Source organism: uncultured Nitrosomonas sp., from assembly GCF_902826915.1.
Taxonomy (GTDB): domain Bacteria; phylum Pseudomonadota; class Gammaproteobacteria; order Burkholderiales; family Nitrosomonadaceae; genus Nitrosomonas.
Genome location: NZ_CADEGP010000003.1, coordinates 61,789 through 79,599, shown reverse-complemented (window position 1 = coordinate 79,599; position 17,811 = coordinate 61,789). Strand labels below are relative to the sequence as shown.

Below are 17,811 nucleotides of genomic sequence, written 5' to 3'. Positions count from 1 at the left end.
AGCTGATGCAGCTTGATTCAAGAAAACATGTCTCCGGAAAATCGGGGGCGATTCAAAGTTAACATACCCTGAATAATTGCACGGCCATTTATTTATTGCAATAAAAAGTCTATATTGGATACTGGAGTAAGTATCTTGGGTCTGTCTCGTGCTGTCTCATTAAATGATGGCAAAACTGTTTCTTGGAATGGCGCTATTAAATTTGTAGATTCACTGGTTTGCGTAAACCCACGATTGCGCAATACTTTCTTTAAACTAAACGAAGACAAATTAGGATTAAATTCCATGATGAGCGTGTTTGTGAGTGCAAACACAGAACTCGTAGTAAAAGGCAAAAATGGATTGCTTCTCGCGCTCAAGTCAGTATACATTGAACTGATAACAATCATTAATTCTTTACCGTTAAAATAGGCTGTGGCATCAATGAATTCCAGTTGGCGTGGCAAACCGTCAATCGCAGGAATTCCCGAGTATCCAATCGCCGTTGTACTATCAATACACACATTCTGATTGTTATTGACAAAACGCGGGATACCACCTGTTAGGCTTAAACGATATATGCCTTCTCCGGCATCTTCAACGACCTCAAACTTACTTTGTATCGGTGTGATAGTGGGGGTCGGATCATTGGAATCAACTGCACTCAGACAGCTAAACCCATCGTACACAATACTTAATCCCAGAGCATGGCCTTGCAATAGAAAAGAAAATAATATTAAAACCAATCCCCGCATTATTTGCATCGTAGGACCTCAAGTATGAATTAAGTATGTCTAACCCAATGTACGCGATTCAAGAACCAAGTTCTGCTCCCGCTTCTTCTTTAACAGCTGAAAATTGGCAAACGTGCTAAATATACATCAAAGCAGAAAGTACTTTATGTCTGCGTACTTATCGCACCGTACAGTTTTGCAAAAGTATCACCTACATATCTAATTTCTTCCGTTGTGTGAGCAGCATTTACGCTGCACCGAACAAGTGATTTACCTTCGGGTGCTGCTGGCGGCAAAATTAGATTTACATAAATATTATGTTCGAGTAATTGTTTCCAGAGTAGTAGTGCTTGCTGTGGCGTTGCAACAACAGCAGCAATGACTGGACCCGGATCCGGGCCTAGCTGATAGCCTACTTCTTGAAGCTGCGAATAGAGTTGTCGACAGTTGCTCCATAATTTATCACGTAAATGACTGCCTTTCTGAAGCAGTTCTAAGGCTGCGCGTGTTGAGGCAATTGTTGCCGGTGATGGCGATGCAGTAAAAATATAAGGATGACTGACATACCGTAATTGTTCCAGTTGGGGGTGATTACTCACGCAAAACCCGCCAATACTGCATAAGCTTTTGCTAAAAGTCCCTGTTATAAAATCAACTTCATTTAACAAACCTGTTGTTTCAACAAGGCCTTGACCTGTTTTACCTAAAACACCGAGTGAGTGAGCCTCATCAAGGAGCAATATACCTCCATATTTATTTTTTAATTGCACGATGTCGGCTAAAGGAGCCTGATCTCCAAGCATACTATATATCCCTTCAGCGATAATGAGTGTGGTTTCAATATTATCACCCAGGCGACGCAATCGTTTTTCCATGTCAGCCATATCATTATGTTTGAAGCGAATAATATTCGCGCCACTAAGAATACAACCATCAAAAATACTTGCGTGAGAATCGCCATCAATCAGAACCGTATCACCTGGACCAACCAGACCAGAGATAGTACCTAAGTTCGCTTGATAACCGGTTGTAAAAACAATCCCCGAGCTGCATTGATAAAAGTCGGCAAATTCTTTCTCTAATGCGCGGTGGCCAAAATAACTGCCATTCGCCATTCGAGAGCCTGTGGTACCTGTTCCTTCTTTATCAATTGCCTCATGTGCTGCACGAATGCATTCAGGGGAAAAAGTTAAGCCCAGATAGTTATTTGTGCCCATCAAGAGTACGCGACGATCTCCAATTCGGGCTTCAGTAGCCGAAAAAATTTCTTCGATTGGAATACCAAAAGCGCCCACTCCATTAGGTAAAAGCGCTTTTCTTGCAGCCGCAGCAGCATCCAGCTTCTCAAGTAAATTCATTATGATGATGTTGTTTTAATTTTATGTACCAAATTAGCTAACTCACGAACTGTTTGAACATCTGTTAATGCATTGATAGGAATAGAAATATCAAAAGCATCTTCAATTTCCATAATCAGATTGAGCAGTTTGATGGAATCAATGGACAACTGGTTGATCAAGTTCGTTTCAGGGGTAATCAAGACATCGGCATTGGTCAGGTCGCTTAGACGATCACAAAGCAGCTTCATGATCTCATCATAATTACTTTCAGTCATAGGATATTTCAGTGTGGTTAATTTTGAAGTTAGATTACTTCAGATAATACATCTTGTAAACGAATTCTCGGATGCCAACCAGGTAGTGCATTAATTAAGGGAGCATTATTGCATACCCAGTCTTTATGCTGTAATTCATTGACCTTTCCTGGAGTCAGCATGGGTGAGTATTGAAACAAGCGGGCAAACCAAAGATTGGTTAATGCAATGTACCGGATAACCAGATTTGGAATCGGAATACAATGTACCGGACGCTTCCATATTTGCTGCGCCATGGCCTTAAGGCTCTGATAGCTATATCCATCAGGCGTGCCATCATCAAGTTCAAAAATTCCATTGATTGTTTTTTCAGAATTTATCCAGGCCTGAATAGCCGCAACCAAATCATATACATGTATTAGCCCAAATCGATTTTGCATTTTTCCAACAACGGGAAGAAATCCACGATACATAGACTGAAAAAGCGGTTTCATTTCTTTATCACCCGGACCATAAACAGCTGTAGGGCGGAAGATTGTCCATTGCAGCTGGTCTGAGTATTCAATAAGTTTTTGCTCTGATAAATACTTGCTTTGAGCATACCAAGACAACTCTGGTTGACGTGCAGCTAAAGAAGAAATAAGTAAAAAACGGGGAGAGTGTTTTTGTTTAGCCAGGACACACAAGATATTTTCTGTGCCGGTAATATTGGTGCGCTCAAATTCTTGAAAAGAACTTCCTCTTACCGTTGCAGCACAATGAATCACACACGCCACACCATCAACCAGCCGATGCAACGCATTAAAATCCTCTAAGTTACCTTGGATCCACTGAATTGATTCAGTATCTGAGAAGCGGATAGTCCGAGCAAGTGCGCGAACTATCCATCCATCTTGAATTAGTCTTTGAATTAGCACGCTGCCAATAAAACCAGTAGCACCTGTTACAGCTACTAATTTTTGCATACCTTTTATCTGTCGCCTGACTCTACAAAAGATAATTGATCAACTAATTTGGTTCTTTGAATATATCCTTGCCTGGCCGCAAAACGTGAAAGTTTACCCGATGAAGTCCTAGGCAAAGTATGTGGTGGAACAAGCTCAACAACACAATTAACTCCAAATGCCATATAAACAAGTTGCTGCAATCTAGTTGTCAGCGATTGACGCTCTGTTGGAGAGGTAAGCCTACACTCAATTACCAGCACAATAGTCGTTGTACCATCTTCACCATTAATTCCAAATGCAGATGCCTCTCGTGATCTAACTTCCGGTTGCTGCTCAGCCAACTCTTCGATATCTTGCGCCCGAATATTGCGGCCATTAACGATAATCACATCGGTGCGACGTCCCGTTATAAACAAATCACCTTCAAACAGAAAACCAATATCACCGGTATCTAGCCAGTTTCCGGGCTTTAGTGCCTTGCTCGTTTCTTCTGGGTTATTATAATAGCCAGTCATTACACTATCACCTTGCACCAGTACACTACCAACCATCATCTCAGATAATTGATGTCCATCTTCATCAACTATCTTAACGATATGACCGGGCAGCGGACGTCCACAGTTTACAAATTCATTTTGTTTTCGACCATTAGCCTGCAGTCTCGCAGCCATTTTTTTATCAATCAGCGTCTTACTATCTACTTGCAGACTATTGCATCCTGTATTGATTTTTGAAAATGTAACAGCAAGTGTTGATTCTGCAAGACCATAACATGGCAGAAAGGCATTCGCATCAAAACCAGCTGATGAAAATTTCTCAGCGAAGTTTCTTAAAGTATCGGGACGAATCATTTCTGCACCTATACCAGCTGCTCTCCAGCAACTTAAATCCAATTCTTTAAGATCAGATTCCCGTACACGGAGAGTGCATAGTTTAAGGCCAAATGGTTGACTGAATGCAACCGTACAACGATTTCGGCTAATTAGGCGCAACCACTGCATCGGACGAATTGCAAAATCCCTGGTTGCTAAATAATCGACTGAAATCTGCGTAACCATTGGAGCCAGAACGAGTCCAACCAATCCCATATCATGGTAAAAGGGCAACCACGATGCGGAACGATCATCAGGTTTTATTTCCAAACCGTTACGTACGATACCTTGCAAGTTACACATCAAGGCCCGTTCGGTTATAACTACACCTCGCGGGGTACGTGTGCTACCCGACGTGAATTGCAAATACGCGGTTTCATCGGGATGATTAGACTGCAATTCTGCGTCATTGACAGGAAGCTCATTTAATTTTCCTGGTGTCCCTGCCCAGCGTATGCTGGCAACGCCTATTACGGCTTCTTCAAGAAAATTAATATAATCAATATTAGCTAGTGCAACACTAGCCTGACTACTTTCAAGCATCCCTCTCAATTGCTGAACATATATCGCATGGCTTCCAAGATTAACTGGAACCGGCATTGCAAATGGAACTAACCCAGCATAGCGGCATGCAAAAAACAACTCAACAAATTCCGGGGAGGTATCAGCGATGATCGCCACCCGGCTACCACGGGGCAAATCAAAACCAGACAAACGCTGAGCTAAAGTACGAGCGTTCTGCCTAAGTGTTTTGTATGGCAGAACTGAACGAACATTTCCTTTCGCGTCATAAAAGTTATACCCCGTTACACCCTTTGCTGCATATTCTAAAGCACTTGTTAGTGTATCAAAACCAGCTAACTGCTGAACTAGCGTATTGAGTGTCGGTGTCGGTGTTAGATGCAATTCGCTTGAAGGCTGAAAATCAAACGCTTGCGTTAGCGGAGCGTTCAACTTGATTATTGTCGAACTCAAGATCTTCCCCTCGAAGTAATTGTACTTGTCATCTTGCTCATTTTTTGCAAGAAATTCTGGTTGAGCGTGCCAATTTTTATATTCAATTTTAAATAATGCATTTTGCTGGCTGGAAAATTTTCATTCAAACGCTTACCGCTGACATTGCTTAACAAATATAAGTGTGTCATATTTGACCACTCAGCAGCTTATATAAGGTGCTTTTTCCTGTCAAGGCAATATTAGATTGGTGTTGTATCAAAACAACATTTGCTTAAATGGTATCATGAGAGCTCTGAACAAATCACATTTTGCATCTGCTCTCTTTGATCGATATTTTCATTTCTGCTTCCCTTTATTCGATGCATTCTAAAGTAGAATCGCGAAGCTGCACAAAAAATTAAACTCAGATGTTTTTCAGAATTGACTATCAATATTTGTAATATTCATTTATTTCGCCTGAGTCTGACATATAAACTATTTGTTTAGCACATTATCCTACCAACAACACCCTTTTCCGTAATATCAGTACAATTCGATAGGCAGCATACGCAGCAATCAGGTGTTTTAACGTGTGTCCGCTAATCCAGCCGTCCGTCCAAACAAAAATTGATCTATCCAATAATTCTACTAACTTCGCAAATGCGTACAACGCAATGATCTGATAGATATAGTTACCATGACTGTAGCGCGATGGAAAGCACAAGCTGACCCAGACAATCAACAGAATCAAATAAAACTGCATTACGATATAAAAATTCAGGTTACCAGCGCCTTGCTGTTCAGTCCAATACCAATATAACACGCTCAGCACCGCAAAAATTATCAATAGAGGTAGCGCTCTTAAACCTATAGTCGAACTTACGCGTTCGATCAGCGTCGCCGACAGTAACGCGGCTATGGTCATGACAATAGGTATTCTATCCCACAACAAGCGATCAGTGTTTGGCGTCCAGTGATAATAGATAGAACCCAATGCAACAATAACTACGCTGAAAAACAACACCCAGTATGGCAAGCTTTCTTTACGGCTATGAAATGTGGTTTGCGTTGTCATTCCCTGAACTCGCCACAAGAACACCAAGCCTGCGCCACCACTGAGCAAAAAAGCCAAATTGGATATCACATCGTTGAAATTAGGAATGCCAATGAAATTACGCTGATCGGCGAAGTAGTGATATTCGACGGATTGTGGAGTGGGCGGCAGCAACATAGCCACTATAATGACGGCAATTGACAGTCCGCCCATTATCCAAAGCTGTCGTTGCAAACTCATCCAATCAGACCCGATACCACTTTGAATGCATTATTAAAATAGAAAAAATTATCCGCGCCGAATCCATGCTGAACATCAATTTATTAATCGCAGCTATTGTGTGTGGATGCCCACTAACCATTACCATTTTTTTATGAAGAAAAGACGGACAATCACATGAGATAATGCAATTATTAACTAATAAGTCCGATTTTTCAAATACGCATGAATATCCCACAGAGTACTGGCTGCATCACATGATTTTTTATGCATGCTGGATTTTACAATAATTGCACATCTCAATGTTACCCGCTTGGTTATCAGCTGAATATTATTTCAATACATCTGCGCAACAGCTTCTCCGATGCGACCAACGGCGATGATGTCGATGCCTGGAATGATCTGCTTAGGTTTATTGGCTAATGGAATAATGGCCTGCTTAAAGCCAAGTTTTGTGGCTTCCTTGAGTCGCTCCTGTCCACGTTGCACGGGACGTATTTCTCCAGCCAAACCAATCTCGCCGATCACGATCATTTTTTCCGCTATGGGTCTATTTTTTAGAGACGAAACCACTGCCAGCATAACCGCAAGATCCGCACCTGGTTCAGTAATTTTTACACCGCCTACGGCATTGACAAAAACATCCTGATCAAAGCAGGGAATGCCTGCATGACGATGCAATACCGCCAACAACATAGCCAGCCTGTTTTGCTCTAATCCAACACAGAGTCGTCGCGGATTGGGTGAACGTGCTTCATCGACCAAAGCTTGAATTTCCACCAATAGCGGGCGCGTACCTTCTTGTGTTACCATAATGCATGATCCCGGCACTTGCTTATCATGATGTGAAAGAAACAATGCCGATGGATTCTTCACTTCGCGCAATCCCTTCTCGCTCATTGCAAAAACACCTAATTCATTAACCGCACCAAAACGATTTTTGAATGCGCGAATCATGCGAAAACTAGAATGCATATCACCTTCGAAATACAACACGGTGTCGACCATATGTTCCAGCACGCGCGGACCTGCCAGCGCCCCTTCTTTGGTGACATGACCAACCAAAATAATACAAGTGCCGCTCGATTTGGCCAAACGAGTCAATTGCGCGGCGCATTCACGTACTTGTGCAACCGAACCCGGCGCGGATTGCAACATCTCGGAATAAATAGTTTGAATCGAGTCAATCACCGCTATCGACGGTTTACGTTCCACCAGCACAGCCTGGATTTTCTCCAATTGAATTTCTGCATACAAATCGACTGACTGCACATTCAATGCCAGTCGCTTAGCACGCAGCGCCACCTGTTGCGCAGATTCCTCACCGCTGACATACAATACTGAATGCTGAACCGACATAAAAGATAGCGCCTGCAACAACAAGGTTGATTTGCCGATTCCTGGATCTCCGCCCAGCAGCAGAACACCGCCATGCACCAATCCACCACCCAGAACACGATCCAGCTCCTCGATACCGGTTGGGTAACGCGACTCTTCTCGTGCATCAATAGTGCTTAAGTTCTGCACCTGGCCAATTTCCGACACTGGACTAAAACGCGACACATTCTTCTCTGCGAGCGTTTCCACCAGAGTATTCCATTCCTGACAATGCGGACATTGACCTTGCCATTTCAGAGTTTGCCCGCCACACTCGGTGCAAGAATAAATGGTTTTTTGTTTGGCCATTATTCAATAAATTCGATTAGGCTTACAATTTACGCACTAAAATTATCAATTAATCATATACCTCAGCATTATCGAGCGTTACGCCACATGCATCCTTGTCAGACAATACTGGCAGCCCGGTAATGGGCCAGTTAATGGCCAAAACTGGATCATTCCAAACAATGCAGCGTTCGTGCTCGGGCGCCCAGTAATCAGTGGTGTTATACAAAAACTCAGCGTAATCGGATAATACAACGAAGCCATGCGCGAAACCGGGTGGAATCCATAATTGATTCTTGTTCTCGGCACTCAATACTCCACCCACCCATTTCCCAAAAGTGGGTGAAGATCGGCGAATATCCACAGCCACGTCGAATACTTCTCCCACTACCACGCGCGCGAGTTTTCCCTGCGCTTGTTTGATCTGATAATGCAAACCACGCAAAACATTGCGCGCAGAGCGCGAATGGTTGCTTTGCACAAACTGCACTGACTCTCCAATAACCGACTCAAAACTGCGTTGATTGAAGCTCTCATAGAAAAATCCACGTTCATCGCCGAAAACCCTGGGTTCGATCAGCAGAACATCTGGAACTGCAAGTGGTGTCGACTTCATCCGATATGCGCCTTAGTCAAAATTCACGTTTCAATACATGCAACAGATACTGACCATAGCCATTCTTTGCCAATGGCATTGCCAGCGCCTCCAGCTGAGCGGCGCTAATCCAGCCACGCAGGAATGCGATTTCTTCCGGACAAGCAATTTTCAATCCCTGCCGACGTTCGATCGTCGCAACAAATTGGCTTGCATCAAGCAAGGACTCATGCGTACCTGTATCTAGCCAAGCATAACCGCGCCGCATGATTTCAACACTGAGCTCGGAATGTTCAAGATAAATACGGTTCAAATCAGTAATTTCCAGCTCGTTGCGATGAGAAGGCTTCAAGCTTTTGGCATAATCAACGACGTGCTGATCATAAAAATAGAGCCCCGTTACCGCATAATTCGACTTGGGATGCTGGGGCTTTTCTTCCAGATTCACCACCTTGCCCGTAGCATCAAACTCGACTACGCCATATCGTTCCGGATCGTGCACGTGATAGGCAAAAACACTGGCCCCTTTGGTACGCTGCATTGCGTTCAACAGCAAATGATGAAAATCATGTCCATAAAAAATGTTATCGCCCAACACCAGTGCTGAACAATCATTGCCGATGAACGACTCACCAATCAGGAAGGCTTGTGCCAAGCCGTCGGGCGAAGATTGTTCAGCGTAGGTAATACTCAATCCCCATTGACTTCCATCACGCAATAATTGTTGGTAATTGGCTATGTCTCGTGGCGTAGAAATCACTAGAATTTCTCGAATACCCGCCAGCATCAGCGTACTAAGCGGGTAATAAATCATTGGTTTATCGAATACCGGCAACAATTGCTTAGATACTGTTTGTGTGACTGGATAAAGCCGTGTCCCGGAGCCGCCCGCAAGAACAATGCCCTTACGTCGAGGAGCAACCGCTCCTGGAAAATCCCGTGTTCTATCAGAGGTATATAATATTGGCATTCATTACATCGTGATGTTCACAAACTTGCTAAAGCTCGTTTCCATCCAGATTCATTCACTAGAAAGAATGGCGATTGTACTATATCTGGTTCAGATTCCAGCAAATTACATGATGCAATAATCACAGTATGTTGATGTAGAATTACACATTATGATCTTTCCGCAACTCTACCTCCGCTTGCTCAAAAAAACTGCGCTTTATGGAAAATTACTCATATGCGTATTAATTGCCATGTTAATCTTGGCAGCAAGCATGGCTTATCTACCCATACTGATTGAACAAATGCTAGTAAGCATGTTTCTTCTGAAAGATTTATTATTGATACAAACGACATCAATGGCAATCATTGCATTATTTGCCGTACGTTGGATTTTTGGTTACATAAGCCTCTATTTCGTCAGCACGGTCAGCGGGAAACTGGGCGCTGATTTGCGCATGGATCTTTTTGATAAGCTTCTGTTGCTACCGGTGGATTACTACGCTTATCTTAATCAGAATAATCAAATCGACACATTGATATCTCACATCAATCGAATCACTCAGACCACAGTTCGTTACATTGCCCTGCTGGTACAAGATTGTCTTTCTGTCATTGGATTATTAATTTGCACGCTATATCTCAATCAGGAATTCTCGTTACTACTGCTGTTGGCAACCCCATTCATCGTATTAATGCACGAGATGATCCGCAGTCATTTCGACAGAAATGATCAAAATAACTCATTGATTTTTGAAGAACTGACCAAACACCTGACGCAGTCAGTGAAACATTACCGAAAAATCAGACTAGATGGCGGGCAAGCTGACGAAAGTCAACGCCTTGGAAGCATTTCCGAGAGGCTGTTTCACACCGAAATGCAACCCGCAAAGATCAGGGCCATGGCTATTCCCTCAAGCCAATTTATGACTGTATTAATGCTAATCGCTGTTACTTACCTTATGGCATTACAGGTTACGAATGATGCGCTAAGTCTATCTGAAGCAGGCGCATTGATAACCGTTGCATTACTGCTTATTTTTCCGCTTTGCCGTATCGTTGGCATTCCCAGGCAACTTGAACATGACCGGAAAATGATGGAAACTGTTTTTTCGTTTCTTGACTTGGCTCCCGAACAGGATACAGGTACTCTCAGTATTCAACAGATCCGCGGCAAACTGATATTTGAACAAGTACGCCTCAATGGCCAATTTCCAATAAAACCTATTCTGAATCATATAAACTTAACAATCAAACCATCTGAGGTTATTGTTTTTACTGGATATAATGAAGCAGAAAAAACTGCACTCATTGATTTAATACTCCGTCTGCGACAACCCTCCAGCGGAAAAATACTGCTGGATGAATATCCACTTAACGAAATCAAGATAAATCATATATATACCAATATTGCTCTGGTATCTGCCGACCCTTTCCTGCTCGATGAGAGAATTGCCGGCAACATCGCCTACGGTGCAATGCGGTGCGCCAACGAAGCAAAAATCACCACTGCCGCACATGCTTCCCATGCTATGGAATTTATCCGGAACATGCCTGAAGGCTTACAAACTCAAATTAACAAGAATAACAATGAAATCAGCAGGAAACAATTAATTCAGCTGGCAATCGCACGAGCATTTCTAAAAAGCGCTCCCATATTGATTCTGGATGAAGTATTTGTAACACAAGAACCTGATTCCGAAAACCTGCTCTTTGTTTTAGAAAGATTGATGAAAAATCGCACCACGTTAATTTTCAATCAGCAGGTTCCACAATTAAAAAAGATCGATCGAGTTGTCGTTCTGGAAAATGAATGTATCACAGAAAACTTGGAAACCTTCGGTCATTCTCAGTTATTGCAAGAACATCGGCTTACCAATCGTGAATAGAAAATCGAATATTTTTAACAAATCAATGCTCCACTCCTTTAGGGGTATACTCAGGCACCCATTTAGTCAGCTGCTCACGAACCTCCTGATCGCTTAATACGGTCACTTTATCCAGCCAAGTCGCTAACTCCGACAACCACTGTTCATCCATCTGACATGCCTGCGCAATGCGTAATTTTTGATGCGGTGTCGGGAGCGTACTTTCGCTTGTCGCTAATAACTCCTCATGTAACTTCTCACCTGGACGCAGCCCCGTAAATTCAACACGAATATCACCTTCCGCCAAACCGGACAAATGGATCAAATCATTGGCCAGATCAACAATTTTAACCGGATCCCCCATATCCAGCACAAATATTTCACCGCCACTTTGCGTACCACCCATCAATCCGGCTTGTAAAACCAGTTGCGCAGCTTCCGGAATGGACATGAAATAACGTGTCATTTCTGGATGGGTGATGGTAATCGGACCGCCTTTTGCAATCTGTTCACGGAATTTTGGAATGACACTGCCGGCACTACCCAGTACATTGCCGAACCGCACCATAACAAAACAGGTCTGGTGCGACGAATGATCCTGATCAAAATTTACATGCTTTGAGATAGATTGCTGCAGAGCTTGGCATACCATTTCTGCCAGGCGCTTACTGGCTCCCATGACGCTCACAGGATTGACCGCCTTGTCGGTGGAAATCAATACAAATTTTTCCACCGCAAAATTAATCGCCACCCGGGCCAGCACATGAGTACCCAGCACATTATTCAAAATAGCCTGACACGCATTCTCTTGCTCCATCAGTGGTACATGCTTATACGCAGCGGCATGAAAAACCACTGTAGGATGAAATTGCGTGAATAATTGTGTCATCCGGGCATGATCTTTGATGTCGCCAATTACAAATGACATATTCATGGCAGGATAACGAGTCAAGAATTCTTCTTGAATAGTGTAGAGCGAGAACTCACTTAGTTCAACAAAAACAATATTTTTTGGATCAAATGCAACAAGTTGGCGACACAACTCCGCGCCAATTGAACCACCGGCTCCTGTCACTAGAATCACCTTTCCTGTCAGCAAATCATGTAAACCATCGTCATCCAAAACCACGGGCGCTCTACCTAACAGATCATCCAGTTGGATTTCACGAATCTGTGACACCGTCGTCTTGCCGTTGATCAGATCCGCATAGGAAGGCACTGTCATCGCTTTCACGCCGATTTCCGAACACATCTCCAAAGCTTGTCGGTGTATCCGACGAGAAACGGATGGTATAGCGATAATCACATGCCCAACATTCAGTTTCTGCACCCATTGCGGCAATTCGCTGATCGTCCCACGCACACGCACGCCCTGTAAGCGCGTACCTAATTTTCTGGGATCATCATCCAACATACCCACCACATGCCACTCACGGCTTCCTGTTAAAGCTTTCATCAGATTCACGGCCGTTCTGCCAGCACCCAAAATCAATACCAGCTTCGCTTCATAACTTTCCAGGCTGTATAGGCGGTGTTCTTTCCACGCCCGGTATATCAAGCGACTACCGCCCATAATTAGCAGCAATAACAATGGGGCCAGCATCATTACTGCACCGGGAACATTGCCCAACAAGCCAAATAACCACAATGTCAAGGTGACCGCTACTGAGCCGACAGCCACCGCTACAACAATTCTTTTTAAATCAGGCAAACTGGCATAGCGCCATAACCCTCGATAAAGCCCCAACCACAAAAAGAAACTGCCCTGGATCAATACAATCCAAGGCATGGTTTGTAGTAGGAATATTACTGAGGAAGGCGGGATTTCAAAATTAAAACGGCACAAATAAGCTACCCACCAAGCCGCAGCAACCGCGATAAAGTCATGGGTAAAAGCAATAAAAGTACGGATTCCGTATCGGTTGGAAAACATTTATCTTATCCTCGACCGGAGTGAGTTTTGTGATGCCAATCAGAAATAACCATCAATACCAAATACCCCCCCCAAAAAACCATCGCCATCCAGATTTGTAACACCACATCTTGCGTACTAGCCCATACCGCACTTGCTCCGGTTGTCAGCATCAATCCATAAAACACTAACGCTGTATTCCGATGCCCCAAACTGCTTTGAACCATGCGTTGATAATAGTGTTCACAATGCGCTTGCCAGATTACTTCTCCTTGAAATAATCGTTTTATCAGTGTTACCGTTGCATCTGCGATAAAAGGTGAGAAAATAAGCACGGGCACCCATATTGACCAAAGTCGATCAAGCCACCCCAACAAGCCTATGACAGCCGCCAGATATCCCAGAGGAATCGATCCCACATCACCCATAAAAATACGTGCCGGATAAAAATTATGTATTAAAAAAGCCGTTGCCGCCGCCGCTATCGAGAAATTTATCACAGCAAAATTGCTGCTGCCTGCCACGTAAGCAAGCCATCCGTAGACTCCGAATCCAATCACCGTCATTCCACCCGCCAGACCATCAGAACCATCCATGAAATTGTAAAGATTCGACATCCAGACAATTGCTACAACCACGAAAATCACAATCCCCCAGCCATAAGCATCCAATAAAAATGCGTTGGAAAACCCAATGGCAACAGCCGTGTGAACCATCAGCCGACACCAAACCGGGATTCGCCAAACATCATCAGCCAATGATATTACCATCAACAACCCGATGCCAATTAATACTGCATTAGGTATCGTAATCGAGAAACACAACCAAGTTGCAACTACTCCAAGAAGCAGGCCTAAACCACCGATGCGCGAAACGGGCACAGAATGAAGCGAACGTTCATTAGGTCGATCCAGAGCCCAGTCCGCTCTAACTTTAATCAACCATAAAATGAAGAAGAATGATAACAAAAATGACAACAGTGGTGCTGCCACAGCTATCGATAAAGGAAAACCCAAAACCAAAACCATAATGACCGGATTATCCATGCTTGATTACAAAAAATTAACCACTTCCCCATCGCACCCGACAAGAAAGTGGTTCAAATTGTCTTATTGCAGCTAACTTAATATGGTCTTAAAGCATAGGATTTACAGCATAGCTCTTATGCGCTGCAGCTGCAGCAGCACCGCGCTCTACTTTCAATCCCATATCAGATAAGATCGTTTCCAGCGCATTAAGGCAGAAAATCACCTTATCCATCCGGCTGGATGTGCCCATCAATCCGAAGCGCCATACTTTCCCGGCGAAATCACCTAATCCAGCACCTATTTCAAGGCTATATTCAGCCAACAGGCGGCGGCGCACCTCTTTTTCATCAACACCAGCCGGTACAAAAACGGAGTTCAATTGCGGCAGACGATATTGCTCAGCAACCACATAACTCATTCCCAATGCCGCAAAACCGTCTTTGAGGGCCTCATAATTATTGCGATGACGCGCCCAGGAATGCTCCAAACCCTCTTCCGCCAGCATCAGCAAGGATTCATGCAGTGCATACAATGCATTGGTCGGCGCAGTATGGTGATAAGTACGCGCAGCCGATCCCCAGTAATTCAGCAACAGACTGATATCCATAAACCAGCTATGCACTTTGGTTTTGCGATTTTTAACCAGCTCCGTCACACGATCGGAGAAACTCACCGGCGACAGGCCCGGAGGGCAGGACAAACATTTCTGACTACCGGAATAGATCGCATCAATTCCCCATTCGTCAACCTTGATGGGTGTTCCGCCAAGCGATGTAACCGTGTCAACAATAGTCATGCAATCATACTTATGTGCAAGCTCGCACAGCGTCTTGGCATCCGATGAGGCACCGGTTGAGGTTTCAGCGTGCACAAACGCGACAATCTTGGTATCGGGATTTTTTTTCAGTGCATCTTCAACTTTCTGTGGATCAACCGGCTCTCCCCACTTGTCCATCACCGCTACCGCAATGCCACCATGTCGTTCGACGTTCTCGATCATACGACCGCCAAATACCCCATTGCTGCAAACAATCACCTTGTCACCCGGCTCGATCATATTGACAAAACACATCTCCATACCCACCGACCCAGGCCCCGAAACCGGGAAAGTCATGCGATTTTTGGTTTGGAAGGCATAGCGCATCAGGTCTTTGATTTCTTCCATCATCTCGGTAAAAACGGGATCCAAGTGTCCCAAGGTTGGACGAGCCATCGCATTCAACACACGCGGATGCGTATCCGATGGTCCGGGCCCCATCAAAACCCGCTGCGGGGGATAAAAAACTTTAATTTCTTTTTCTGGACGAAAATCTTCGGTATTCATGAACAATCCTAAGTAAATAATAGAGTCTGATTAATTTTTGAAAAATATTAATTTTAACAAGTGAAACGAGAGTTTACTATAAACCAAGGTATGCTCAAAAAATTATCCGTATGGATAGCCCAGGAATTTTTCATAACAACCTGAAAAATAGCTTTATTATCTGCATAGCACATATAATCTCTCCCTGCATTACCTAACCGGTCTTTGAAAAATTTCGGTCCTTGTTCGAGTGTGCAATACAAAATATCTGATACCATTCGAATTTCCCATCAAGCGCGAATCCTCAGCAACTTGACAACTGCAGAACCGGATAAAAATACTTTCAATTTGATATGCACTCCTTCTCGAATAGACTGATCACATTTTTGCTATGCGGACTTCTGTTGCCCGCTTGCATGACAGCGCCTACACGAGAAATATTACTAAGCCAGAAGGTTATTTATAACCACAGCAGCGGTAAAAATTACATAGAAATTGTAGAATGCTTAAAAAGCGATGATGGCTTTCATTTGCCGAAATGGCATCGTTATACCTGGCGTGATATCACGACATATTTCATCTATCATGAATCACTGCAAGTCCACGGATACCCGCAAATGCACGATAAAGCTGCAAAAACATATTACATCACAGAAATTCATGACCCAAGGTATTCCGGGAAAATCAACGAAGCGATCACCCATGGCAATGGAAACTGGATCATGACCATCAAAGACGCCAGCAATCCGCAGCACACCCAATCCGAAATCGAAATCCGCAGCAATCAAGATCTACTGAGTGATTATCCATCGGATGCGTACACTCCGGATCAAAATGCGTCACTGTCCCAGCGCTTATATAAAGTGGAAAAAATTGATCATTGCTTCTGACTTCAGACTTGTTTCCGGCATGTTAGTCTACCGGTAAACATAGACCGAAAATTCCCGAGCACATAAAAAGATGACTTTATGAGCAACTTGCGTGTGGACTCTAATATTCGTTTTTCAAATCTGGATAAGTTGCGCGCATTTGCAGCGATCAGTGTTGTCGTTTATCACGTAATCGAGCACACGGACTGGTCGTCTTTTCCAGTGACAGGACCCAATTTATGGTGGAGAACCGGGTGGCTAGGTGTCGATTTATTTTTTGTGATCAGTGGATTTGTCATTTATTTTAGTGCATTCTCACTGGCAAAGTCTTATGGATCTGCATGGAAGTCAGTTTATGCCTCCCATCGCTTTTTTAGAATCGCACCCCTATATTTCTTTACCTGCATTATTTTTGTTTTCCTCATTCAGCCACAAATTCTATTTACGCCTGTATCCAATATTTCCTTTCAATTCATTTCACATCTTTTATTTTTTCATAATTTTTTTCCCAGCACCCAAGGGGCAATCAATGGCGTAAATTGGTCTATCGGTGTAGAAATGCAGTTTTATCTTCTCATTCTCATTTTCTGGGATTGGATCAAACGTGCTTCGCCACTGAAAATTCTGTTGGTGTTTAGCGCAATCGCCTGCATGTGGAAGATAGCCGCATTTTACATGCTCCACTCAGCAGGCGCGCATAAGCTATGGTTTGCAACTGCTCAATTGCCCGGTTCACTGGATGTGTTCGGATTTGGCATTGCCGCATGCAAATGGGTTCTGGCCAAAGGCAATCGCAATGATTTGGCTCACTTAGGGATCAAAGCGCTGATTGCTATCAGCGCAGGCTTTATCATGATCAAGCTTTTGTGGATGACACCTAATTACTGGGGCTCTGTGTATTATGTGGGCTTTTTTAGAGTCCTGACTGGCTTAAGCGCCGCAACGCTAATAATCTTCCTGATTGCGCTACCAAATACGACGTTTGGATGGTTTTCCGGAATTATCGATTATCTGGGAAAAATTAGTTATGGTATTTATCTATGGCACCTGCCCATCATCTTGAGTCTAAAAAATTTAAATATCAGTGCCGGCTTGATCTTTCTTTTCGCAACCTTAGCATGTACCGTGATACTCGCATCTGTTACCTACCACTTGATTGAGAAAAGCTGGATTCAGCAGGGAAAAAGTAACCTAATGTGCTCTAAAATCGGCGCAATTCTTAAATCGATCAAGTTAAATTAGAAACTGCAACATAATAAAACACCTAACCCCACCATCCGATTCTTTA

15 protein-coding genes are annotated in these 17,811 nt (G+C 43.5%); 3 read left to right on the top strand and 12 right to left on the bottom strand.

Going from position 1 to position 17,811, the window contains the following annotated elements:
• Positions 1-92 precede the first annotated feature (92 nt).
• The 9 genes from QZV86_RS01115 to rfbA all read right to left on the bottom strand — a co-directional run bounded on the left by QZV86_RS01115 (position 93) and on the right by rfbA (position 9,565).
• Positions 93-743, bottom strand: a complete 651-nt coding sequence (locus tag QZV86_RS01115; protein ID WP_295623442.1) for a hypothetical protein — start codon at positions 741-743, stop codon at positions 93-95.
• A gap of 134 nt (positions 744-877) precedes the next feature.
• Positions 878-2,071 carry an aminotransferase class I/II-fold pyridoxal phosphate-dependent enzyme gene (locus tag QZV86_RS01110; protein WP_295623441.1) on the bottom strand — a complete coding sequence of 398 codons (1,194 nt, stop codon included), beginning with the start codon at positions 2,069-2,071 and terminating at the stop codon, positions 878-880.
• The gene (locus QZV86_RS01105; RefSeq protein ID WP_295623440.1) at positions 2,071-2,328 is read right to left on the bottom strand and encodes an acyl carrier protein; all 258 of its coding nucleotides are present in this window, start codon (positions 2,326-2,328) and stop codon (positions 2,071-2,073) included. The genes QZV86_RS01110 and QZV86_RS01105 overlap by 1 nt, the downstream gene beginning before the upstream one ends.
• A gap of 29 nt (positions 2,329-2,357) precedes the next feature.
• A complete protein-coding gene (locus QZV86_RS01100) occupies positions 2,358-3,272 on the bottom strand; it encodes an NAD(P)-dependent oxidoreductase (RefSeq protein ID WP_295623439.1) in 915 nt (304 codons plus the stop codon).
• Between the two features lie 5 nt (positions 3,273-3,277).
• Positions 3,278-5,101 carry a fatty acyl-AMP ligase gene (locus QZV86_RS01095; RefSeq protein ID WP_295623438.1) on the bottom strand — a complete coding sequence of 608 codons (1,824 nt, stop codon included), beginning with the start codon at positions 5,099-5,101 and terminating at the stop codon, positions 3,278-3,280.
• Positions 5,102-5,573: 472 nt separating this feature from the next.
• A complete protein-coding gene (locus QZV86_RS01090; RefSeq protein ID WP_295623437.1) occupies positions 5,574-6,356 on the bottom strand; it encodes an alkaline phytoceramidase in 783 nt (260 codons plus the stop codon).
• A 315-nt stretch (positions 6,357-6,671) separates the two neighbouring features.
• A complete protein-coding gene (gene radA, locus QZV86_RS01085) occupies positions 6,672-8,021 on the bottom strand; it encodes a DNA repair protein RadA (RefSeq protein ID WP_295623436.1) in 1,350 nt (449 codons plus the stop codon).
• A gap of 49 nt (positions 8,022-8,070) precedes the next feature.
• The gene (gene rfbC / locus QZV86_RS01080; protein ID WP_295623435.1) at positions 8,071-8,616 is read right to left on the bottom strand and encodes a dTDP-4-dehydrorhamnose 3,5-epimerase; all 546 of its coding nucleotides are present in this window, start codon (positions 8,614-8,616) and stop codon (positions 8,071-8,073) included.
• A gap of 16 nt (positions 8,617-8,632) precedes the next feature.
• Positions 8,633-9,565 carry a glucose-1-phosphate thymidylyltransferase RfbA gene (gene rfbA / locus QZV86_RS01075; protein ID WP_295623434.1) on the bottom strand — a complete coding sequence of 311 codons (933 nt, stop codon included), beginning with the start codon at positions 9,563-9,565 and terminating at the stop codon, positions 8,633-8,635.
• 151 nt (positions 9,566-9,716) lie between these two features.
• Between rfbA and QZV86_RS01070 the strand changes: the two genes are divergently transcribed.
• Positions 9,717-11,432, top strand: coding sequence for an ABC transporter transmembrane domain-containing protein (locus tag QZV86_RS01070; protein ID WP_295623433.1), 1,716 nt, complete (start codon positions 9,717-9,719; stop codon positions 11,430-11,432).
• Between the two features lie 22 nt (positions 11,433-11,454).
• On the opposite strand, the gene QZV86_RS01065 is transcribed toward QZV86_RS01070, so the two are convergent.
• The 3 genes from QZV86_RS01065 to QZV86_RS01055 all read right to left on the bottom strand — a co-directional run bounded on the left by QZV86_RS01065 (position 11,455) and on the right by QZV86_RS01055 (position 15,675).
• On the bottom strand, positions 11,455-13,344 hold the full coding sequence (locus QZV86_RS01065; RefSeq protein WP_295623432.1) for a nucleoside-diphosphate sugar epimerase/dehydratase: 1,890 nt from the start codon (positions 13,342-13,344) through the stop codon (positions 11,455-11,457).
• A 5-nt stretch (positions 13,345-13,349) separates the two neighbouring features.
• A complete protein-coding gene (locus tag QZV86_RS01060) occupies positions 13,350-14,369 on the bottom strand; it encodes a glycosyltransferase family 4 protein (protein WP_295623431.1) in 1,020 nt (339 codons plus the stop codon).
• 88 nt (positions 14,370-14,457) lie between these two features.
• Entirely contained in the window at positions 14,458-15,675 is a 1,218-nt protein-coding gene (locus QZV86_RS01055) for an alanine--glyoxylate aminotransferase family protein (protein ID WP_295623430.1), read from the bottom strand.
• Between the two features lie 395 nt (positions 15,676-16,070).
• On the opposite strand from QZV86_RS01055, the gene QZV86_RS01050 reads away from it, so the two are divergent.
• Entirely contained in the window at positions 16,071-16,544 is a 474-nt protein-coding gene (locus QZV86_RS01050) for a hypothetical protein (RefSeq protein WP_295623429.1), read from the top strand.
• Positions 16,545-16,622: 78 nt separating this feature from the next.
• Positions 16,623-17,765: an acyltransferase gene (locus tag QZV86_RS01045; RefSeq protein WP_295623428.1), complete on the top strand. Its 1,143-nt coding sequence runs from the start codon at positions 16,623-16,625 to the stop codon at positions 17,763-17,765.
• Positions 17,766-17,811 lie beyond the last annotated feature (46 nt).

Excerpts from the sequence above, each read along its gene's own strand:
- QZV86_RS01115 (WP_295623442.1), bottom strand. The coding sequence starts at position 743 with ATGCAAATAATGCGGGGATTGGTTTTAATATTATTTTCTTTTCTATTG.
- QZV86_RS01110 (WP_295623441.1), bottom strand. The coding sequence starts at position 2,071 with ATGAATTTACTTGAGAAGCTGGATGCTGCTGCGGCTGCAAGAAAAGCG.
- QZV86_RS01105 (WP_295623440.1), bottom strand. The coding sequence starts at position 2,328 with ATGACTGAAAGTAATTATGATGAGATCATGAAGCTGCTTTGTGATCGT.
- QZV86_RS01100 (WP_295623439.1), bottom strand. The coding sequence starts at position 3,272 with ATGCAAAAATTAGTAGCTGTAACAGGTGCTACTGGTTTTATTGGCAGC.
- QZV86_RS01090 (WP_295623437.1), bottom strand. The coding sequence starts at position 6,356 with ATGAGTTTGCAACGACAGCTTTGGATAATGGGCGGACTGTCAATTGCC.
- radA (WP_295623436.1), bottom strand. The coding sequence starts at position 8,021 with ATGGCCAAACAAAAAACCATTTATTCTTGCACCGAGTGTGGCGGGCAA.
- rfbC (WP_295623435.1), bottom strand. The coding sequence starts at position 8,616 with ATGAAGTCGACACCACTTGCAGTTCCAGATGTTCTGCTGATCGAACCC.
- rfbA (WP_295623434.1), bottom strand. The coding sequence starts at position 9,565 with ATGCCAATATTATATACCTCTGATAGAACACGGGATTTTCCAGGAGCG.
- QZV86_RS01070 (WP_295623433.1), top strand. The coding sequence starts at position 9,717 with ATGATCTTTCCGCAACTCTACCTCCGCTTGCTCAAAAAAACTGCGCTT.
- QZV86_RS01065 (WP_295623432.1), bottom strand. The coding sequence starts at position 13,344 with ATGTTTTCCAACCGATACGGAATCCGTACTTTTATTGCTTTTACCCAT.
- QZV86_RS01060 (WP_295623431.1), bottom strand. The coding sequence starts at position 14,369 with ATGGATAATCCGGTCATTATGGTTTTGGTTTTGGGTTTTCCTTTATCG.
- QZV86_RS01055 (WP_295623430.1), bottom strand. The coding sequence starts at position 15,675 with ATGAATACCGAAGATTTTCGTCCAGAAAAAGAAATTAAAGTTTTTTAT.
- QZV86_RS01050 (WP_295623429.1), top strand. The coding sequence starts at position 16,071 with ATGACAGCGCCTACACGAGAAATATTACTAAGCCAGAAGGTTATTTAT.
- QZV86_RS01045 (WP_295623428.1), top strand. The coding sequence starts at position 16,623 with ATGAGCAACTTGCGTGTGGACTCTAATATTCGTTTTTCAAATCTGGAT.